We start from the raw sequence: 20,203 nt of genomic DNA, 5'->3' as shown, positions 1-20,203 counted from the left end.
ACTATCTGCTAACACAGAGTGTTATTTTGGGGTAGAATCACCAGTTTACTGCACACCCAGTATTACCCTAAAAGCGTTTACCAAACTTATCAACCCAGGTTTATTGGTCAGGGCAATCAAAGGGATATATTCAAGAATAGATGTTATTACCGATATTGATTCTACAACCTAATGTTACCAAATGTTTAGATAATCGAGTTGACTTAGCCAAGCAAAAAGGTTTGAGCGTGTGGGTGGGAAAATTAATTGATGCAATTATTGCCCGATTTTGCTATTTACCTGTTGCTGCAACTACTTGTGGAAAAATCAACTACTTACCAAATTGGCAGCGACAAAATCCAAGTAAGGCCTACACTGGGAAATACATACAGGTATTTGCCAGTCACACGCAAAAAAGCCAACAGCATTTCCAGGAGATGACTACACCAGAAAGGCAAAAATTATTAAAACAGCTTAAATCAGATTACAGCCTGATTCTTATACATTATTTTACCACAGACAAAACACTCCCAGAAAAAATTGATAAATTTATCAATACTATATTTTATGCTCATATTCCTGTGCCTCAAATCATCGAAATTCACATGGAGGTAATTGAAGAATTTTCTCACCAGCTAAAATTAGAAGGAAGGAGCAATGAAACTTTACTTGATTACCGCCTAACGTTGATAGATATCCTAGCTCACCTGTGCGAAGTCTATAGGAGTTCGACTTCTAAATAAATTAAATTTATCGATATTCAACTTGGAACAAGCTACTGCTGTTAGTGACTCCCAATCCGCGAACAAATATTATATTTCTCTGATCATGACTAGCGATTAAGTAGATGAATAAAGCCAGAAAAACCTACGTTCTCAAGCTTTATGTAGCAGGGAACACCCCGAATTCCGTCCGGGCATTAAAAACACTCAAAAATATTTTAGAAGAGGAGCTTGAAGGTGTTTATGCTTTAAAAGTGATCGATGTCCTGAAAAGCCCGCAACTGGCTGAAGAAGATAAAATATTGGCAACTCCAACATTATCTAAAATTTTGCCTCCACCCGTTCGCAAAATTATTGGGGATCTTTCAGATAGAGAAAAAGTATTGATTGGATTAGATTTGCTCTATGAAGAACTCAGTGAAGAAGATTTTGAAGAGTAGAATTTTAATCATCAAAAAATTCAGTCCAAACTTTAGTTATAAAAAAACTGGGTTTAATGCCCTTGTGTGATCAAGCAATGAGTGAAAACGAGCAAGTAGAACCAAAGCAACCACCGAAAATTGGGGGTGTAGAAAAAATTCGGACGATGATCGAAGGATTTGACGATATTACTCATGGTGGTTTCCCAATTGGTAGAACTACCTTGATTAGTGGCACATCCGGCACAGGCAAAACTTTATTCTCTCTTCAGTTTCTCTATAACGGTATCACCTACTTTGATGAACCAGGAGTATTTGTTACCTTTGAAGAATCACCCACTGATATTATTAAAAATTCCTATATTTTTGGTTGGAACTTGCCACGCCTAATCGAAGAAGGCAAGTTGTTTATTCTTGACGCATCTCCAGATCCAGAAGGTCAAGATATCGTGGGCAATTTTGACCTTTCTGCACTCATTGAGCGCTTGCAATATGCCATCCACAAATACAAAGCTAAACGAGTTTCAATCGACTCAATAACAGCAGTATTTCAGCAGTATGAAGCGATGGGAGTAGTGCGACACGAGATTTTTCGCCTAGTAGCACGTCTGAAACTACTAAGTGTCACCACTGTAATTACCACTGAACGTAGTGAAGAATATGGGCCTGTTGCCTCTTTCGGAGTAGAAGAATTTGTTTCTGATAATGTCGTAATTGTTCGCAACATTTTAGAAGGAGAACGCCGCCGTCGCACAATTGAAATCCTCAAATTGCGCGGCACAACTCATATGAAAGGTGAGTATCCCTTCACAATTACTAATCAAGGAGTTAACATCTTCCCACTGGGGGCAATGCGCTTAACTCAACGATCTTCTAATGTCAGAGTATCTTCTGGTGTCCAAACCTTAGATGAAATGTGCGGTGGTGGTTTCTTTAAAGATTCAATTATTTTAGTAACAGGAGCCACTGGTACTGGTAAAACCTTGTTAGTTAGTAAGTTTATTCAAGAGGGCTGCCTGAATGGAGAACAGGTAATATTATTTGCTTATGAAGAATCACGCGCCCAACTATCTCGTAATGCTTCCTCTTGGGGAATTGATTTTGAAGAATTAGAACATCAAGGTTTACTCAAAATAATCTGTACCTATCCCGAATCAACTGGTTTAGAAGACCACCTACAAATTATTAAATCAGAAATTGCTGCATTCAAACCAGCTCGCATCGCCATTGATTCGCTTTCAGCACTAGCTAGAGGAGTGAGCCATAATGCATTTCGGCAGTTTGTAATTGGTGTGACAGGTTATGCTAAACAAGAAGAAATTACTGGTTTCTTTACCAACACAACCGAGCAATTTCTGGGAGCGCATTTGATTACTGACTCCCATATTTCCACGATTACCGATACAATTCTGATGTTACAGTACGTAGAAATTCGCGGAGAAATGTCGCGGGTAATTAACGTTTTCAAAATGAGAGGCTCTTGGCATGATAAGGGCATTCGTGAGTATAATATCACTGCGGATGGTCCCGATATTAAAGATTCTTTCCGAAACTACGAACGGATTATCAGCGGTGCTCCTACTCGCGTTAATATCGATGAAAAGGCGGAACTTTCTCGCATTGTCAGACGTTTTGAAGACAAACAGAGTTCCGAACCCTAAATTTAGTATCGTAGTATATTCTTTCCTAAGTTTAGTATCGTGCTATATTCTGTGGTGAAGAAAGGTTTTCTGCCGCTAGATTGATTTTTGTGTGAGGGGATGCGGTGAAAGGACAGCAATTATTTTATAGCTTCTTACCTGGTTTGACAGCAGCAGTCTTAACAACTGGGCCCACCTGGGCTGATACTGTGAAAGTAACAGGGGTACAACTGGCGGCTTCTCCTAGTGTTTTGACTTCTACTTCTGGTCAAGACTTTGCTGTGGACACCATGAATACGCAACTGCCTAATGGTGCAGATGTTAGTGTTCCAACCCTAGTACCTGCTTTTGGTTTTACTAAACTTAGTCTGAAGCCTTTAAGGAATAACAGTATCCCAGTGTTAATAACTGGAACTACTGGTGTACCCATAGAACAAGTTATTAAGAAAGATAAAGGTAGATTTTTCAGTTTGACACCTACCTCTAATCCTTCCCAACAGCCTGATGTCAGCCGTTCTGCTCAAAATGATCAAAAAAACAGTAATTCAGACCCGAATAGGCAGAAATTAAAGAGCGTAGTAGTTCCTAACTACACTTCAAAACCTCATTCTGTCCAAAAACAAATTTTGTCGCTGTCTTCTTTACAGCCGTCAGTGGTTCAACAGGTAAATACTGTTAATCAGTTACAGACATTTTTACAAGCTTCAACTACAGGTGCAGGAGCCGCAAAACTGTTGTCAGCGCAGAGGTGTCCACAGGAGTTGGGGAAAAGCAAAACTGACTCCTCGGCTTCTTTGCTCCTGGACTCAAGCACCTGCTTACGGCAAAATGCGGCTACTGTACGCGTGGCTCAGAGTAATACTCAGACTCCAGGAGGTTCGGTGCCACCTCAGATTGTGCCAGGAACCGTAACTCCTGCACCGTCAGATTCGGTGCCACCTCAGATTGTACCCGGAAACGTAACTCCTGCACCAGGAGGTTCAGTGCCAGCTCAGATTGTGCCAGGAAAGCCAATTCCTGCGCCGTCAGATTCGGTACAAATTCCCAATAACCTGATTCCTAGCTCAAATCCCCTGCTATTTCCCACCAAATCGGAGGAAGTGAGACTTCAGGGAAATCAGCCGATTACTTTGGCACAGGCTCTAGAGCTAGCACGGCGGAACAATCATGATCTACAGGTGTCGATATTGCAGCTAGAACGTAGTCGCGCTTCTGTACGCGAGGCACAAGCTGCTTTGCTTCCTAATCTTGCTATTAGTAGTGATATCACTCGCGGTCAGTCTGCTTCTGGTCAACTTCAGGACGAATTATCCAAACAGCAAGGTTTTCCCTCAAATACAGGCGCACCTAGTACAGCTTTCAACGGTCAAGCACAACTGACATATAACCTTTATACTTCTGGAAATCGGCAAGCTACTATCAGACAGGCCGAGGAACAGGAGCGCTCCGATGAGCTGGCTGTAGAAACTCAGTTTGAAACAATCCGTCTGAATGTTGCCACTGACTACTACAATCTGCAACAAACGGATGAACAAGTACGTATTGCCCTGTCGGCTGTGCAGAACTCCGAAGCTAGTTTGCGTGATGCAGAAGCTTTAGAGCGAGCTGGGGTTGGTACACGGTTTGATGTGTTGCGATCGCAGGTGAATTTAGCAAATGCCCAACAAGATTTGACTAATGCTAGATCCCAACAGGCAATTGCCCGTCGTCAATTAGCAACTCGGATAAGTTTGCCGCAGGGGATAAATATCAGTGCAGCCGATCCTGTACAATTAGCTGGTCTTTGGAACCCAACACTAGAACAAAGTATTGTGCTGGCTTTTCAAAACCGTTCAGAACTGCAACAGCAATTGGCGCAACGTAACGTTGGCGAACAACAGCGACGGCAAGCACTTTCATCATTAGGCCCTCAACTTAGTTTGGTAGCCAGCTACAGCCTACTAGATCAGTTCAATGATAATATCAGCGTCACTGATGGTTATTCAGTAGGAGTCAGGGCAAGCCTAAATTTATATGATGGGGGAGCAGCAGTAGCAAGGGCAAATCAGGCAAAAGCTAATATTGCGATCGCAGAAACTCAATTTGCTGAACAACGTAACCAAATTCGCTTTCAAGTAGAACAAGCCTATTCTACCCAGCAATCTAATTTGGAAAATGTTCAAACCTCTAATACCGCTTTAGAACAAGCTAGGGAAGCTCTACGTTTAGCGCGTTTGCGATTCCAAGCTGGTGTAGGCACTCAAACTGATGTCATTAACTCTGAAAACGACCTCACAAGAGCCGAAGGTAATCGAGTCACAGCAATTTTGAATTACAACCGTGCTTTAGCTCAGTTACAACGGTCTGTTACCCTCAGAGCTTTACGCTAATACTGCTGACTTATTTCCTAATTAAAAATTCTAAAAGCCTCATTTTTCAATGAGGCTTTTTGGTAAAAAAGCTGTACTGTGAACTACTCAGACTTGCCTACGGCTGAAGTCGTAGCTCTCCCAATTCATCGGGAATAGCCATCAATTACTCCGTAGTTTTTTTTGGTCTGACATTCCCTCCAAGGGCAGGAGTCCTGGTTCCCAAGACCCAAATCTTTCTCTTCTCCCAAGGGGAGACGCCAAGGGCGATGCGACATGTACCTATAAGAAAAGGTTTTCGCTTGTGGCATTGATGGTCAAGACATCACCTATCTTACCAGAAAATCTTCTCCCAAGGGGAGACGCCAAGGGCGATGGGGATTCGTCATACATCCAGAAGAGAGTTTTTACTGTGTAAAAAATCAATTCCAGATGCAATCCTTATCACCCGCTCACAATCCCCATCTTAGGAGTACCTTGTTCGCGTTAGCGTCTGTCTGCGACACGCTGCGCGAACGCAGAGAAGATGGGGACTTCCGCGATCGGTTAAGGGACTGACGAATAAAAAAATATCCAAAAAACGTATTTGTAACAGGAATTTTGTGAAATGATGTAGCATAACTGAATGCCCGTAGTTTACCGCCGTAGGCATCGCTCGCCTTGTTAAAGACTCATGACTAAAGTAACATCTCAAGAAATTGCACAGTTTCGCTCTCAATTGGCAGATGATCCTAGCGATATGGAAGCGCTAGATTTGATTGAAGACTGTGATGGAGATTTAGAAGATGCGGCGATGACACTAGCTATCCGGGCAGGACAACAACCAGAAAGAGCAAATTCCGAATGGTTAGATGCCTTGGCTAGAAAATGGCGTGTGGTCATTTGCGAACAAGAATATCGGGAAGATTTGCTTAATACTTCACTTCAGAAGATGATGGAACGTTTAAAAGCAATGCCAACGTTTCCGAAGATTTTGGCAACACCAGTTTTGATATATGTCCTCAAACAAGGCGTGAACCATTTTTGTGAGCCACTAGATTCGCTGAAGTGATCAGCCCATGTAGATTTAACTTGGGCGATCGCCGCTTCTCCCCTTGGGAGACACCAAGGGCGAACGCCGCAGCGCTTCTCTACGAGTTTGCGAACGCGATCGCGGTTTGCAATTGATTCGACCAGGACTGATACGCTGTTAGTTAAAGCAAAACTTCTATTAAACAAATTGTAAAATCAATGAATTACCTTGTTGCCGTATTACCAGACCGCATTCAAGCCGAAGCTGCTTACTTAGCTTTAGAAAAAGAAGGCATAAACAGTACTATTTTGGGGAGGGGGTATAAAACGGCTGACGAGTTTGGCTTAATTGACCCCAAAGACCAAGCCAAAAAGCAAGCAAAACTGATGGCAACCTGGCTGATCCCATTTGGCTTTTTTGCAGGTTTTACATTCAGCCTGATCACTGATTTAGATACTTTTGCCTGGGCGGGTGAAGTTGGCAATCACATGGTTGGCGGGCTGCTGGGTGCTGCTAGTGGTGCTATGGGTGGTGTCTTTGTCGGTGGTGGAGTCGGTTTATTTGTCGGTGGTGGTGATGCTTTGCCTTATCGTAACCGCTTAGATGCAGGTAAATATTTAGTTGCCGTTCAAGGTTCTGAAATTCTAACTCGGCAAGCAACCCGAATATTACGTAAGTTTGATCCCGAAAATATCCAAGGTTATGCTGACACAAATACTGTGTATTGAATGAGTCATAGTTTACAGATCACGACACAGCGACTTGAGTTGCTTCCCTGTTCTTTGGAGGTGGCGCAAGCGGTGATTACAAGAAATAAATCACAAGTAAAGAAGCTTTTGGGGGTAACGGTTCCCGATGATTGGTATGCATCTGAGGTGTTAGACATTTTCCCAATGTATGCTCAGATGCTAATAGATGATCCTTCCCAGTTGGGTTGGGGTGTCTGGCTAATGATTCACATTGCCGATTCTAGTTTAATTGGCGATTTGGGTTTTATTAGCAAACCCGATCAGACGGGAACTGTAGAAATGGGTTATCGCTCATTCTCCAGACGATCACACTGCCTCGATTCGCATTCTGGAAAAATTAGGAATGCAACAAATTGGTAGAGATGAAAACCTGCTGAAATGGGAATTAAAGCTAGAATCAAGATAGTTATAGTAGATTAATTCTCAATTCATAACTCATAATTTTTAAGAATGTTGCCACGAGAAGAACTTTTAAAAGGTGTTGAAAATCGAGATAGTCTAGCTCGTGTAATTGATCAAGCCGAACAAGCGATCAAAACTTGGGAAGTGGTTTTGACAGATTTTCTATCTCCCCCAGAATTGGCAGAAATTCAACGGGTATTTAGTCGATTAACAGAAGTGCAATTGGCGGCGTGGGGTGGATATCCGCAAGCTGAACGCCAAAGAATAGCGATCGCTCGTTCGGAACTTCCCTTAGATCAATCTCAAGTCAGCCTTGTGGCGGTGGAAATTGGTGGTAATTTCCTATTTGATACCGCCTCTCACCGCGACTTTTTAGGCGCAATGTTGGGAACGGGAATTGTTCGTGAAAAGACGGGAGATATTATAGTTTTGGGAGAACGAGGGGCGCAGGCGATTGTCGCCCCAGAGTTAGTGGAATTTTTGTCAATGAGTCTTAACCAGGTGCGATCGGTTACTGTGAAAACTCAGCAGATTCAGGTAACTGAATTAAAGGTTCGGGAACCCAAGAAAAAAGAATTAACTACTGTGGAGGCTTCTTTGCGATTAGATGCGATCGCATCTGCTGGTTTTGGGATGTCCCGCAGCAAAATGGTTGATTTCATTGATGCTGGTGATGTCCGCGTCAATTGGAAGGAAGTTACTCAAGCTAGTTCTCAAGTGAAATCAGGTGACTTAATCGCTATTCGCTCTAAAGGACGTTTAGAAGTTGGGGAAATAGCTGTTACAAAAAAAGACCGTTACCGAGTTCAATTAACAAGATATATCTAATAAGTCAGAAGTGAGGAGTTAATAGGAGTTTGAAATTCACCACTTTCTTTAACTCCTGTACAGAGGCGATTAATCGCGTCTCTGCTCCAAACTCCTGTACAGACGCGATTAATCGCGTCTCCTAACTATATACTTAGGCTTTAAAGTGTTTTGCTAAAATATTCAGCAGAAGTTTGCGCGGTACGAGCCGAGATAATTTGCTTCTAATTTGAGTGTTAGTATCAGAACTAATCACAGTTGGATACCCTTTTTCTAAAGCCTCTAAAGATTCCCAAACCACTTTTTCAGAAGAATATACTTTATTTGTACTGCTTGCCAGCGCTGGAGGAAAATTAGCTTCTGCAAAAAAGTTTGTTTCTATTGGCCCTGGACAAGTAACTAAAATACGCACACCATATTGACGATTTTCTGCCCATAGTGCTTCGCTAAAGCTGAGAATAAAAGCTTTACTGGCAGCATAAACAGAAAGGTATGGTATCGGTTGAAATGCAGTAATAGAAGATACGTTAATAATACTTCCAGAACGACGTTGCCGCATCAACGGTAAAAATTTATGGGTTAAATCTACCAATGCCAAAATATTTAATTGTACGATTTTAATTTGTCTTTCTCCATCCCCTTCAGCAAAGTCACCATAGTAACCAAAACCAGCATTGTTGATTAATAAGTCAATGGTTAATCCCTTTGCTTTTGTGGCATCCAATACAGCAGTAGCTGCATTAGGTTCTGTGAGGTCTTTAACTATAACGTCTACTTGAATTTTGTGTTCTTCTTGTAGTTGTTTAGCTAATTGGCTTAGTTTCTCTTCGGAACGAGCAACGAGTACAAGATTAGTCTTACGTGCAGCTAGTTCATGGGCAAAGGCTTTACCAATACCACTAGATGCACCAGTAATTAAAGCAGTTGGCATTCTACATATTCAGATAGTTTTTAACCACCATTAAAATCTTAGCTATGCTGGCTCGAAGTTTTAACTACCCAAAGTGATATACCCAAAAGGATAATTGAATTGCTAATTACCATTTTTCAGACCAATAGATAATTTCTGAGGCTGAACTATTAATTGCGACACCGTAACTATCTCCATGATTCCACTTGAAGCCAGGTCTACCTTTATCCTCTGCATTTAATACTAATATTTCATAAGTAATTGGAAAAGATTCTGTATGAGAGTCACTGGTGTAGAAGAAAGTTGTCGGCACACCATTAGGCTGGTTTATGTGGTCGTTTGTGTTGCCACCCCTATATTTGTGCTTTGCACTACTACTGTATTGTGAAAGTAATTTTTCTATTTTTTTTGGTGGTTCTTTTAGTCTAATTTGAAAAAAACTACCTGCTGGCAAAAATTCGGGAGAGTAAGCAAGGCGAACGTCTTTGGCATCAGTGGGAATCTCATTAGGAAAATGTTTTACTTCGTCTTTATTAGACCATAGTTGATTACGAATTTCTTTATAGCGTGATGTATCAGTTATTATTTTAGGTTCGCTAGTACTGCTAAAAGTTGTTCTCAGAAAAAAGCTTACCCCGACAATACTAAGACTAGCAAGGGCTAATAAAAATTGCGATCGCTTCATCAAGTTGGGTGTATCTAACTTACATAGTCATATACCTAAGTACTAAACTAAATTAGTCATATTGCGGTTATGCTGCCAAAAATATTGACAGAAACTTTGTATATTCAGGGAAAATATCAACTATTTGTAAAATTATTGTGAATATAAGCCATGCTTACCTAGTCAAATACCGCAGGTTATTCTCCAGGAGGCTAGGGTAGTTATTGTTACTTAAGTGAAACTAGGGAAGTATAGACCTCTTGCAAAAGTCCCTAACACCCCTCCCCGCCTGCGGGGAGGGGTTCTTTTTTTGATTTATGCAAGAAGTCTATTCTATTCTCTTTTCAATTCTTCCTGATGCAGCAATAATTAAGGCGGATATATAAATAGTAGATGCACCTTAATTAAATTACAGCCCTCAACTTTTAGTTGGGGGCTTTTTTTATCACTGATATTTTTTAATTTGACAATAAAATAAATTTGTTCAGAAGTTTAATTTGCCCGGATATGGCAATCAATAAAGGGGATTAATAAATGGTAGATGCACCTTTATTAAATTACAGCCCTCAGCTTTTAGTTGAAGGCTTTTTTATTGCTGATATTTTTTAATGCGTGAAGAAAATAACTCTGTATACAAATTAAATCTTCCCGGATCTGGCAATCAATCAAGCGGATTAATAAATGGTAGATGCACCTTAATTAAATCATAGCCCTCAGCTTTTAGTTGAAGGCTTTTTTATTGCTGATATTTTTTAATGCGTGAAGAAAATAACTTTGTACACAAGTTAAATCTTCCCGGATCTGGCAATCAATAAAGCGGATTAATAAATGGTAGATGCACCCTAATAAATTACAGCCCTCAGCCGAAAGCTGGGGGCTTTTATTATTTAAATATAGATGGCAGCAAACTGGGAGCTAACCATACTGCATAACCAATAAATCCAAACAGCAAGGTAATCAGGACAGTGATGCCGTAGCTGATGCAAATTAATAAACCGTCTGATTCGATGGTCGCAACAGTCAAAAGTAAAATACCTACAGTGGGGATGGGATTTGTAAACGGAATTGGTAATATTAGTAACATTGTTAATAAAGAGATACAAAACCCATTAATTCGCCAAATCAAAGGATTATGGGCTATTTTTGCGAATCGGGGACGGGCGATTTTCTGTGAAACTTTGGTAAAACGTCCCAAATTTTGCAAAAGTAACTGGGCAAAGTGACGAGGAAATTTGTAGTTAGCGATTCTTTTCGGCAGCCAAGGCGATCGCCTCCCTAAAACCATTTGCACTGACAACAGTAAACAAGCACCACCAAAAGGGCCAGTTAATCCCGGTGGCATAGGAAATAAAAAGGGCAAAACTAATAATGTAATTACCAGGCTGAACCCTCGTTCTGAGGTTTCTGCTAGAATATCACCTAGAGTCAGGGGTTGTTCAGCTAGGCGTTGCAACAGCGACTTTATATCTTGAGAAAATCTCAGATGCATTTGGCGTGAGTTGATGCGAGTTACTACATTTTTAGCAGAGGGAGAAATCAAAACACATGGGGAGCAAATTTTTGAGCCAAACAGCATCAGTAGGGCGATAATAGATATAGAGATCAAAATATATTATATGTCCATCGCCTCCAGCGCATGTTGTGTTGTCGTCCTCAATCAACAACAAGAGCAAAATCAAAATATCTGCTACCAAAATCAGTGCCAGGATGTGCCAGTGAACCACAGCAAGAGCATGGTTAAAAGTTGCACTGTAGTTGAAAATGGTCGAGTTGTCGTTAAACCCTTGCAACCACCACTCAATCAGACTTCTGAGTGACTTTCAGGCATTTCAACTCTTTTCATCTAAAGGGAAAACATCGTGGAAGCGGTTGTAATCAATGTAGCGATGTCCATCGGGTGCGTGGTGGAAGATATCGACAAATTGATTGTTCCACAAAATATCATTAGCACCATAAGTATGACGGGCATGGACGACCTGTGCAACCGTCTCATCAAGGCCACTCAAAGAGATGATCAGAATAGTATTTGTCTGGGTTAAGGATTCTGGTGTCATCCCATATAGAGGACTAAACTCATCAATGACATGCATCACCGACCAGCTTAACGTGAAGCTAGGTGTTTGGTTTGTTAGCAGTTTGAGATCGTAGAACCGACGGATGGACTGCCCTTCTATGGTTACTTCGTCGCGCATCAAGTAGACTCGCATCTGCGCCTCCAGAATTATATTGCGACGCTTATTAGCGCTGCGAAATATGAGAGTCGGCATCGCATTATGAGGTGTAATTACAGCAACACGGCTAAAGACTACACGGGCTGTAGGTCGGGAGAATCGAGCAAACGCTAGTCCTGTCATCACAGCAATTCCCATCAAACCGATCATTGCTTCAATGGTGACAACAATGTTGGCGTAAGTTGTTTTAGGATACATTGCCCCATAGCCGATGGATGCTAGGGTTTGGACGCTAAAGAAAAAGACATCTAAAAAAGAGCCAGGTCGGGCGTTGGCTATACAATCTCCTCCTATCAAGTAAGCTAGGGCAAATAGAGCATTAATAGTTAGATAGAAAGTACAAATCAGCAGCAGAAAGCCAGTCCAGGGAATCGTTAGCAGCAGATGGTAAGGATCACGCCAGTAGGAATACCATGCACCCATACCCATAATCTCAAATTTTCCATCTCGAACTTGAATCTGAATCGGTGGGATCAAACGCTGTCGTTTCTTCGGTGAAAGTCTCTTTAGTCGAAATTTCATTGCAAGTAGCCAAAAGAACGGCAACTGCTTAGTATTGTAAATTAAGTTGGTTTGGAGACATTCCACTTACCCGCAAAGGAACGAAAATTTAACTTTCTTTTCTTAAATCAGTAAAAAAATAGGGTGGACAATGCCCACCCTACTAATTTATCTGCTAGAAACTTATTTTTCCGGCTTTAGTGATTGACTTTTAGAACATCGGTCAAACCACTCCTGGTATTTTTTCTGATGTGATTCATCTTCAATAACAATCGTCACTCGCACCTGCTTGCATCCGTGATTTTGCTCTAGTGCGATCGCATTTAATAATAAACTAGCAATTTTAGGCGAACTAAATTCGCCACTTACCGTTAAACCGCTATCAAAGCGTGTAACTTCAAGGCTTTCTACTTCCGTCAAGTCAAGGCCAAGAATTTCCCCTCCATCTAAATCAATTTCTGCAAGTTGTTTGTGTTCTGGACTAATTTGTTCCACAATCAGCTTTTCACGCCGGACAGGAACTTGTATCATCCGAGTTTCGATGACTTTGCGAACAATCACCTCACCAACTTTACGCTTACTGCTTTCAACAACTAGTCGTTCTTCTAGTAAACGAATAATCTGTTGTTCGTTAACCGGTTCTAAATTTACTGGCTCAACTGGGCTATTTATAGTTTGATTGTTGACTAGTTGCTTGGTTGAGTTTTCTGATAGTGTGCCATCGCCTGGTGTTTCTGCTTCTAAATATTCAGGCATATATTCAATTTCTGATTTGTTTAAGTCTATGAAAACAGATTTAGTCGGCTTGTCAATTTGTTTTATTCTCTGGCTCTGCAATTGAAATAAAGAAGGATGTTTATTAGCTAACTGCTGACCATATTCTAGAGTTTCTTGATTCGCCTGGTTAGATATAATTAAGTTTAGCCGGCGATTAGCATCAACAATTAAATCATGAACTACTCCTACTAGCTCACCTTCCCTGTCGATGACAGCAAAATTCTTCACCTTCTTTCTTAAATCTGCTAGTGAGGTGCTAGTGCGAGTCTTCGTATTTGCCTGTCCAATGTTTTTGGTCATCGGTTGGCTATTCATATGCAAAACTTCTGAACTGCTTTCTGGTTAGCTATATTAAATCTATTGTTCATTTTGACCTTTTAAAAGTACAGGCAAAGCTAATTAAACAGCCCCACCTGTACTCTGTCAAATTAGTTATTAGTTAAGAACTAATAACTACGTTGGTTAGCGTTCTTCAATCGGAAGATTACCAGAATTAACATCTAACTCTTCACGACGCACAGTTTCTTGAGTTTCAACTGTCTCTTGATCTACCACTTTTTTGACTCGAACTTCTTCACGCAAAAATGCTTCTTTGCGAACATCAGCAGTTTCTTCGTGGAGTTCTATCCGAGTAACTTCGCCTTCACGGAAGTCTGCTCCGCGCCCAGAAGCGGCAGTACCTGCATCTGCGGGAGTGACACGCTCAATCACAACTCGTTCTCTTTCTATTGGTATTGCAACCCGTGCAGTATCAGTCTCAACACGCTTGCCAATCGCTACTTCTCCAGTTTTTTGGCGTTTTTTATTGGCAACCAGCCGTTCTTCATATAATCTTAGAGTTTGATGATCTTGATCATTTAACGCATATAAAGAAGGCTCATTTTCGTAAGTGTAGCTATCACGATTGTAAGTAGGTGTAACCGGCTGTTGAGGCGTAACTGGCTGCTTATAGGTTGTATCTACTGGTGTTGTCGCTTGCAATGGTAATGCTGGTTCTACAGGAAGGGCGTAGTCTCCCGGTTGTGCTAATGAAGCTTCTAGAGGTAGGGCGTTGTCTGTGGGTTGGCGATATACCCCACGCACCCGTTCTTCATAGTCATAATCAAGGCTTTGGCGTTCATTGAACTCAGGTAAATCTTCTGCTTGGACTCTAGTCAAGCCAATTGTGTAGACGCGATCGCTATTATGATCGATACGGGCACGAGCAACTGGTAGTAATACTTTTTTACCAAAAATCCAGAAGCCTAAGTCAACCACAAAATAGCGGAAATGACCTTCTTCATCCACTAAAACATCGCTGACAGTGCCAATTTTTTCCTCAGTTCCTTGTGTATAAACCCCAAGTCCCTTAATGTCCTGACCTTCAATGGTATCCCGGTAGTTAGGCTCAAAATCTTCCAGTTTGTAGAGAACCATTATATTAACCTCAAAAATTTTCTCTTTATCTACTAATAACTAAATTATACATTTATTTACTTGCTTACCTCCTTCTGCCGAATGAATTATTTCAATAGTTCAATAATCAAAAGTTATAGATATTGTTTTATATATGGCTAACTAAAGATGCGAAATTGGGAGCATCTCACTTTTGTAAAAATATGTTTAGCCTTGGTGCATGGAATTCGCCGGATATATTAAAATCGTCACCGCAAAATTTTGCATTTTTAAACGGTTTATCAAGATGTAAATTTTTTGAAGGCATAAATTCCCAACTTGTCTAATAAGTCGGGTATCTTGTTGTTGAATAAAAAAACACAGGCAGAGATAAAAATTAACTTTGCCTGCATGATTATTTTCAGATAATATCACAAATTTATTGACCAGCTACTTAAATAGCTTCATCTGTAGTGGGAATATTTTCTTCGACATGTAAATTACCCACAGTATTAAGATCTAACTCTTCTCGGCGAATAGTATCTTTTGCTTCCACAGTTTCCCGTTCTACTACTTTCTTAACTCGGACTTCTTCACGCACAAACGCTTCTTTATGTATCTGAGGCGTTTCTTCGTACACTTCTATGCGTGCTACTTCTCCTTCTTGGAACTGAAGTTCACTGGGATCTACAACCTTTCCTGCTTCTGTTGGCACAACTCGCTCAATCAGAACTCGTTCTTTTTCAATATCTACTGTAACGCTTGCAGTTTCTGTTTCAATGTGCTTACCAAGCGTTACTTCTCCGCTTTTTATGCGTTGTTTGTTGGCAACTAATCGTTCTTCATAAAGTTTAAAAGTTTGATCAGATTGCTCATTTAACCCATATAAAGCTGGTTCTTTCTGGTAATTGTATGTATCGCGATCGTAAGTTACACCACTAGTTGGAGAACGAAATACACTACGTACCTTTTCTTCATAATCATGATTAAGGAGCGCGTCTTCTTTGTGATCAGGTAAACTTTCTACTTGCTGTCTGCTTAACCCATCAACATAGACGCGTCTTCCAGGATAATCAATTCGGGAAAGACCAATAGGGAGTAATATTTTCTTACTAAGAAAATCTAAGGTTATATCAATAATTAAATACCGAAAATGACCATCGTCATCAACTAAAACATCAGCGACCGATCCAACTCTCTCTCCTCCCTCAGTATAAAGCTCCAACGCCTTAACGTCGTCTCCGCCAAAAGTTTCTCGATAGTCTGGGTCAAAATGTTCAAGTTTGTGAAGAGGCATCTGCTGTTCCCAAGTAGTTTAGAATATTTCTCAACTATTTTAATAAATATTGTGCTATTTCTCCTCTTACTAGCGACTGAATTTAACAGGACTTACGCACCAAAACCTGAAACTTCGTTCGCGTAGCGGCACTCCCCCCTAACCCCCTTTTTAAGAGGGGTTGGGAGATATCTTATGCGTAAGTCTTATTTAATTGAGATATTTCGTGGCTTGCAGTTATAGTTTATGAAGAAAGCACTCAAGTTAAACACTGTTGATCATCAATAGAGATATAACTAAAGTTATAATAAACAGTATTTAGATGGTATAAAATGTTTCAATACAATCTAATTAATCTCAATAAAAAATTAAATTACTTAAATAGGATTTTGGCTAATATCATTACACAGTAAACTAAATAAACATCTCTAGAAATTAAATATGCGTTATCCAGAACCTTTGTAGAGACGTAGCACTGCTACGTCTCTACATTCATTTTCATTCCTATCTCTAATATGCGATCGCACATATTGAAAATATCTCAAAGTCTGCCAAGAGTCAGCTACTAAATTCTATATTTACACTACTTGAAAACTAAAGCTAAAACTTGCCCAATTATTCACATCTAAGATATATGAGTCGGCTGCTGTGCCGTTCATCCCCGTTTTGAGGGCGCTGGCGTTATGTAAGTCTTGTAGCAAGCTTTGGGCAACGTCTAAGGAATTCAACAATGGGCTAATCGGCCCTTGTTCTGTTGTGGAATACTTCGCAGTGTTCAAGGCGGCGAGAGTTTCGCTAAAGGGGGCAGTACTAAGAATCAGTTGTTGTTCATAAAATAAAGCTAGCCCTGAAATCACCCATTCGGAAGCAGTATTAGTTTGGGGTAGAGTGAGGGTTTCACCTGGAGGGATAACGACTTGTTTGAGGAGGGGCTTAGTGTCCGCAGTGTTTGATTCTTGAGGAGTTTCCCAAGAGTAGAAGGCAATTGCTGTATGATTATTGTTTAATCCCAGCAAGATTAAATATACTGGGCGATCGCTCTGGTTTTCTACTCGATATTGCATTCGACTACCCATAGGCACAATCGCAATGGGGAGTGATTTTTCAATCGAAGTTTCAGTTTTGAAAGTTCGCACTGTTTCGCGCTGCATGACGACACTCGGCAATCTGTCAGTAATTATTTCTAATGTTGCCTTGAGAGGCAAGCGGGAAGAACCTTGATTTTCTGTGAGTCGCCATAACTTGGCCGCTAGCAAGATTGATAATTTCGGCGCTAACCTCTGCACTGTTAATTTTACTGCTTCTCCTACTTCTCCGGTGCTATTGGGAATTAACTCGCCACCAAGAGAAAATAGACCATAACGACTAGGCGTTTGCTGTAGCTTGGCAAATAGATAATCAGCTGGTTTTTCCCCTGCTACTATAGTGGACACACGGGAAAATGCAGCAAAGGCACTGATAGCGTCTACCCGCTCAATTCTTTCTAATCCAGTATCCAAAGCAATTGTTAAATTAATATTCCGGGGTAAAACTCGGACTGCTTCTTGGACAAGTTCCCCGACTTGCAGAGGAGTTGTACGATCAATTTTGGAAATTTGCGCTTTTGCTGTTAACCCAGTGCGCGATCGCAATATTAACTCTTCTCCTGTTGCTAAGGTCAATCGAGAATTCACTCCGTAGTATACCAGCACTTGTGGAGGTAATCCTGCCAACCACAGATGGACTGTTTTGCCGTCGTCTTCAATAGCATTCACGGCGCCTTCTGCACCAATGATATTGTCTGGTGTTAGAGACGTTATATCTTGATTTTTCTGATCACTTAATAACGCTGGTTGCTCTTTACTACCCAATTTGGATAGAGAATTTTCCACCTGAGAGAGGGCGACTTGAATTGTGGTGACTGGGGTAAATTCCCACAAATACTGCGTTAAGGCGTAGGTAAATAACCCGGCACTAAAACCAGAAAAGAGTCCTTCTCTCGCCGACTGCTTTGGATTTGAGGTAGCTGTTAAGACAACAGGAGTGCTGGGTAAGTTTTGAGTTTTAAGTTGTTTGAGCAAGTCGAGTTCATCTACTGCTAGCTTTGCTTCTACTAACTCCTGAAGGGCGCGAGTTTTTAATCCTAAGACTGTGTTAGCAGCATAATAGCTAGTATCCAATATTGCTGTTACTCTGTCTGTGGGGAGCGATCGCAATAATAGCAGTAGAGTTTCTTCTAATATATAGTTGACTATTTTCTCATCTTGTGATTCTTTACTTCCCTTAGCTGGCACCAGAGCATTTTGCATTGGATCTGGCGATGTTTCCAATTTTACACGACTGCCATAGCCGCTAAAGTGGAAGACAACTACATCACCGGGTTTAGCTTGCTTACTCAAGTGATCCGAAAAAGCCGCCTCAATGAATTCCCTACTAGCTTGTTCCTCAGTTAAAGTTAGGATATCTGACCCTTGGAAGCCAAAGCGATGAATCAAAAGTTCTCTTTGCAGTTCCACATCCGTCAGACAACCACTGAGGGTTGGGATTTTTGGGTATTGGTTAATACCTATTAGCAATGCCAACTTGCGCGGATTGGGTTGTGCCAAAGCTTGATAATAGCGATTTCCCAAAGTCAACCACTCAGCTTCAGTTACCCCCAATACCGCGAGTATTGAGCCAATTCTCTGTAAAAACGTGCGCCGTTTCATATATTAGCTATCAGCTCTCAGCTATCAGTTAGCAGCTTACAGGGCTGAACTCTGTAATGTAAAGTTACAGATGGTGTTTGTTTGTTGATCCAAGTGGGGGGAGGTGAGGGAGATGTAGCTTTAGCTTTCCTACGGAACGCTACGCGAACCCGCAGGGTGGGGATGAGGGAGAAATAACCAATGCCCAATGCCCAATGCCCTAAACAGGTACTTCTATCCGCATTGCCCGCGCCAACTCTGCCGCCACCTCTGGACGGGTAAATTCTGGAGGAGGTAACTCACCACGCCGCAGCATTTCTCTAACTTTTGTCCCCGATAGGTGAATGCGTTCTTCTGGCCTGCTGGGACTAGTTTTAGATGTTGCCATCTGCTTAGTGCGCGTACAGTAGAAAGCGTGTTCAAATTTCATCGGCACAATGCCCAATTCACTTGGCTCAAATTCGTCAAAGATGTACTGAGCATCGTAAGTACCGTAATAGTCACCGACGCCAGCATGATCCCGTCCGACGATAAAGTGAGTACAGCCGTAATTTTTGCGAACTAAAGCATGGAATATTGCCTCACGAGGGCCAGCATAACGCATTGCGGCGGGATTTATTGCTAAACTTACCCGGTCTAAGGGGTAGTAGTGTTCCAGCAAAATTTCATAACAGCGCATCCGCACATCGGCGGCAATATCATCTTCTTTTGTCGCCCCGACTAATGGGTGCAAAAATAGACCATCAACGATTTCTAAAGCGCACTTTTGAATATATTCATGGGCGCGGTGGATGGGGTTGCGAGTTTGAAAGCCGACAATAGTTTTCCAACCCTTGTCTGTAAATAGTTGCCGTGAGGCGGCTGGATCAATTTGGTAAGTGGGAAACTGGGGATGAGGTTCGCGTTGCAACAGCCAAATATCACCCGCAAGATGTACATTACCTTGGTTATAGAGTACCTGCACGCCGGGATGATTGACATCATCAGTGCGGTAGACATTTATTGCCTCGCGGGTTTTGTCGTAGTGATATTTTTGCGTCAGTTGCAAAACCCCAATAAATTCACCTTTGGAGTTATCCAGACGGATTAAGCCGCCTGACTGCAATGGGTCAGCTACTTCTTCGCTTACCGATAGTGTAATCGGGATTGACCACACAAGACCGTTAGCTAGTCGCATTTCTGTAACAGTGCGATCGTAGTCTTCCTGGTTCATAAAACCCGTGAGTGGACTAAAAGCACCGATCGCAATCATTTCTAGATCAGAAACGGCGCGATCGTCAAGTTGCACTCGTGGCAAAAAGTCAGCTTTTGAGAGAAACTCTGCTCTTTGTTCTGGTGTGGCGATTCGGTTAACCAACTGTCCGCCGTGGGGGGCTATGGCATCTAGGTTGTGACTCAAGGTAATCCCCTCTTTGTATTAACTGTTATTGTTTCAGATTATGTACTAACTTACCAAATGCTGGTACGTAGAGAAAAAGAGTTTAGGTATTGGTCTGTAGTTATTACCCTTGTCTTTATCGTTTGTGTTAGAAGATTTGTGGAATTTAGATACTTACAGCAGTTTTCATGTATTTGAACCACATCTGTCGTAGTGGCACAGCAATGCTCATTGGTGTCAACTTAACGGGAAACCCTTGTAAAAACTGGATATTGAGTTCACTTACCATCACGATCCGCGTTACCCCACCCTAGCCCTCCCCTTATAAAGGGGAGGGAACCAAATTTT

At 41.4% G+C, this 20,203-nt stretch carries 18 protein-coding genes; 9 read left to right on the top strand and 9 right to left on the bottom strand.

The features are described 5' to 3' along the window. The first annotated feature begins 140 nt into the window (after positions 1 to 140). The 8 genes from V7K15_RS20925 (at position 141) to V7K15_RS20890 (ending at position 8,099) form a co-directional block, all read left to right on the top strand. Positions 141 to 722: a KaiA family protein gene (locus V7K15_RS20925; RefSeq protein ID WP_334908346.1), complete on the top strand. Its 582-nt coding sequence runs from the start codon at positions 141 to 143 to the stop codon at positions 720 to 722. A 104-nt stretch (positions 723 to 826) separates the two neighbouring features. Further along, on the top strand, positions 827 to 1,141 hold the full coding sequence (kaiB, locus tag V7K15_RS20920; protein ID WP_334908344.1) for a circadian clock protein KaiB: 315 nt from the start codon (positions 827 to 829) through the stop codon (positions 1,139 to 1,141). A 77-nt stretch (positions 1,142 to 1,218) separates the two neighbouring features. Beyond that, positions 1,219 to 2,781 (top strand): circadian clock protein KaiC, encoded by a 1,563-nt coding sequence (gene kaiC / locus V7K15_RS20915; RefSeq protein WP_334908342.1) that lies wholly within the window; start codon positions 1,219 to 1,221, stop codon positions 2,779 to 2,781. 104 nt (positions 2,782 to 2,885) lie between these two features. After that, entirely contained in the window at positions 2,886 to 5,129 is a 2,244-nt protein-coding gene (locus tag V7K15_RS20910) for a TolC family protein (RefSeq protein WP_334908340.1), read from the top strand. Between the two features lie 652 nt (positions 5,130 to 5,781). Beyond that, positions 5,782 to 6,159 carry a hypothetical protein gene (locus V7K15_RS20905; RefSeq protein ID WP_334908338.1) on the top strand — a complete coding sequence of 126 codons (378 nt, stop codon included), beginning with the start codon at positions 5,782 to 5,784 and terminating at the stop codon, positions 6,157 to 6,159. A gap of 179 nt (positions 6,160 to 6,338) precedes the next feature. Then, positions 6,339 to 6,848, top strand: a complete 510-nt coding sequence (locus V7K15_RS20900; protein WP_334908336.1) for a hypothetical protein — start codon at positions 6,339 to 6,341, stop codon at positions 6,846 to 6,848. Beyond that, on the top strand, positions 6,849 to 7,229 hold the full coding sequence (locus V7K15_RS20895; protein ID WP_334908334.1) for a GNAT family N-acetyltransferase: 381 nt from the start codon (positions 6,849 to 6,851) through the stop codon (positions 7,227 to 7,229). Positions 7,230 to 7,319: 90 nt separating this feature from the next. Beyond that, positions 7,320 to 8,099, top strand: coding sequence for a photosystem II S4 domain protein (locus tag V7K15_RS20890; RefSeq protein WP_334908332.1), 780 nt, complete (start codon positions 7,320 to 7,322; stop codon positions 8,097 to 8,099). Between the two features lie 133 nt (positions 8,100 to 8,232). Here the strand turns inward: V7K15_RS20890 and V7K15_RS20885 are convergent, their stop codons facing one another. The 3 genes from V7K15_RS20885 to V7K15_RS20875 all read right to left on the bottom strand — a co-directional run bounded on the left by V7K15_RS20885 (position 8,233) and on the right by V7K15_RS20875 (position 11,141). Beyond that, positions 8,233 to 9,009 carry an SDR family NAD(P)-dependent oxidoreductase gene (locus tag V7K15_RS20885; protein WP_334908330.1) on the bottom strand — a complete coding sequence of 259 codons (777 nt, stop codon included), beginning with the start codon at positions 9,007 to 9,009 and terminating at the stop codon, positions 8,233 to 8,235. Between the two features lie 106 nt (positions 9,010 to 9,115). Next, positions 9,116 to 9,673, bottom strand: a complete 558-nt coding sequence (locus tag V7K15_RS20880) for a hypothetical protein (protein WP_334908328.1) — start codon at positions 9,671 to 9,673, stop codon at positions 9,116 to 9,118. Between the two features lie 862 nt (positions 9,674 to 10,535). Next, complete coding sequence (locus tag V7K15_RS20875) at positions 10,536 to 11,141, bottom strand: exopolysaccharide biosynthesis protein (RefSeq protein ID WP_334908401.1); 606 nt, start codon at positions 11,139 to 11,141, stop codon at positions 10,536 to 10,538. 127 nt (positions 11,142 to 11,268) lie between these two features. On the opposite strand from V7K15_RS20875, the gene V7K15_RS20870 reads away from it, so the two are divergent. Next, positions 11,269 to 11,469: a hypothetical protein gene (locus V7K15_RS20870; RefSeq protein WP_334908326.1), complete on the top strand. Its 201-nt coding sequence runs from the start codon at positions 11,269 to 11,271 to the stop codon at positions 11,467 to 11,469. Between the two features lie 12 nt (positions 11,470 to 11,481). Here V7K15_RS20870 and V7K15_RS20865 read toward each other — a convergent pair whose 3' ends face one another. From V7K15_RS20865 to sat, 6 genes are all read right to left on the bottom strand, one after another. Beyond that, positions 11,482 to 12,405: an ion channel gene (locus tag V7K15_RS20865; protein WP_334908324.1), complete on the bottom strand. Its 924-nt coding sequence runs from the start codon at positions 12,403 to 12,405 to the stop codon at positions 11,482 to 11,484. A 162-nt stretch (positions 12,406 to 12,567) separates the two neighbouring features. After that, on the bottom strand, positions 12,568 to 13,476 hold the full coding sequence (locus V7K15_RS20860) for a YsnF/AvaK domain-containing protein (RefSeq protein ID WP_334908322.1): 909 nt from the start codon (positions 13,474 to 13,476) through the stop codon (positions 12,568 to 12,570). A 147-nt stretch (positions 13,477 to 13,623) separates the two neighbouring features. Continuing rightward, entirely contained in the window at positions 13,624 to 14,577 is a 954-nt protein-coding gene (locus V7K15_RS20855; protein WP_334908320.1) for a DUF2382 domain-containing protein, read from the bottom strand. A gap of 412 nt (positions 14,578 to 14,989) precedes the next feature. Further along, positions 14,990 to 15,832 carry a DUF2382 domain-containing protein gene (locus V7K15_RS20850; RefSeq protein WP_334908318.1) on the bottom strand — a complete coding sequence of 281 codons (843 nt, stop codon included), beginning with the start codon at positions 15,830 to 15,832 and terminating at the stop codon, positions 14,990 to 14,992. Positions 15,833 to 16,389: 557 nt separating this feature from the next. Beyond that, positions 16,390 to 18,498 (bottom strand): caspase family protein, encoded by a 2,109-nt coding sequence (locus tag V7K15_RS20845; protein WP_334908316.1) that lies wholly within the window; start codon positions 18,496 to 18,498, stop codon positions 16,390 to 16,392. A gap of 199 nt (positions 18,499 to 18,697) precedes the next feature. Continuing rightward, positions 18,698 to 19,876: a sulfate adenylyltransferase gene (gene sat, locus V7K15_RS20840; RefSeq protein ID WP_334908314.1), complete on the bottom strand. Its 1,179-nt coding sequence runs from the start codon at positions 19,874 to 19,876 to the stop codon at positions 18,698 to 18,700. Between the last annotated feature and the right edge of the window lie 327 nt (positions 19,877 to 20,203).

The organism is Nostoc sp. (assembly GCF_036919815.1).
GTDB lineage: Bacteria > Cyanobacteriota > Cyanobacteriia > Cyanobacteriales > Nostocaceae > Nostoc.
This window is presented reverse-complemented; position numbering and strand designations above follow the sequence as displayed.